Raw genomic sequence first — 1,133 nt, forward strand, 5'->3', positions numbered from 1 at the left:
TAAAATATCTAACATTTTATTAAAAGTGGCTTGTTTTATTCCTGTTAATCGGAATAATTCTTTATCATTAATAAAATCAAATTTATCAAATTTCATAATTTTAGATTCCTATAATTTCTATTTTAAATATATTTTATAGGAATTTTAAAATAACTAGGTTATGCAAGAAGTTATTCTACATTTTGGAAAATATCAACGCTAATAAGGGGTTAAAAAACGGTTAAAACCGCAGAAAGGAACATATATATTATGCAAAAAGTACAACAAACTGAACAACTCAATTACCACTTTGTTGAGATCAATGGGTTGAGTTATAAAGTTATTAATCAACTTGATGAGAACAAACATATCTCTAATTTTTACTTACCGAAAAAATTAGTTCGCCAACACCCAACCCGCCAAGATAGTTATAAAGTCAAAATTTATGACAAGTTTATTTGTGTCCCTAAAAAATGTGTTTCTTAGACAAAACTGGTAAATACTTTTTGGTTGGCATTGATATGTTTTTTACCTACTGAATTTATAACACGCGAGATAATAATAAATATCGCTTAGCAGGTTATCAAGCAATTAAAGACACCGCAATTAAAGAATTGCATTATTTAACTGTGTCTCAACACAAATACGAAAAAGAACAAGCAACCAACCCATTTTTAAGTGGGTTAACTTACCAACAAGCCCGCGAACAAATTTGTGCTGAAAGCGACAAACTAAAAGCAGAATACCATTCTTTCGTAACAAACAAGTATTCTGCAAATAAAGCGAAATCATCTACCAGAGAAAATAATTCTCTTGTTATTGATTATAATACTCTGTACGAAAAAAACAAGGGCGACCCACCAGAATTATCCGAAGAAGAACTAGAGCAACTGTTAGCGGAATTAGACAACTTAGACTAACTCCCCTAGCAACAAAGCACAAGAACTTGCATAAAACCACCGAGTAGCAAGACAAACAATACAACACCAAGATATGGTCTTCATCATATCATTTTTGCTGTTTGGTAAATCACCTATTTTTATTATATATTTTCTTCCAATAGAAAACCAAAATAAATACCATTACTATACCAAAACAAAATATTGATTATAAAAAATAAAATCAATAACTATGCTTGACAAGAACTAAACAAA

Annotated in this window: 2 protein-coding genes; both read left to right on the forward strand. The window is 29.7% G+C overall.

Annotated elements, in window-relative coordinates; translation table 4 throughout:
- The first annotated feature begins 249 nt into the window (after positions 1-249).
- Positions 250-465 (forward strand): hypothetical protein, encoded by a 216-nt coding sequence (locus EHV01_RS05820; RefSeq protein ID WP_422066637.1) that lies wholly within the window; start codon positions 250-252, stop codon positions 463-465.
- Entirely contained in the window at positions 453-899 is a 447-nt protein-coding gene (locus EHV01_RS05825) for a hypothetical protein (protein WP_422066638.1), read from the forward strand. The genes EHV01_RS05820 and EHV01_RS05825 overlap by 13 nt, the downstream gene beginning before the upstream one ends.
- The last annotated feature ends 234 nt before the right edge of the window (positions 900-1,133 follow it).

This window comes from Spiroplasma sp. hy2, from assembly GCF_044714365.1.
GTDB lineage: Bacteria > Bacillota_I > Bacilli_A > Mycoplasmatales > Mycoplasmataceae > Spiroplasma > Spiroplasma phoeniceum.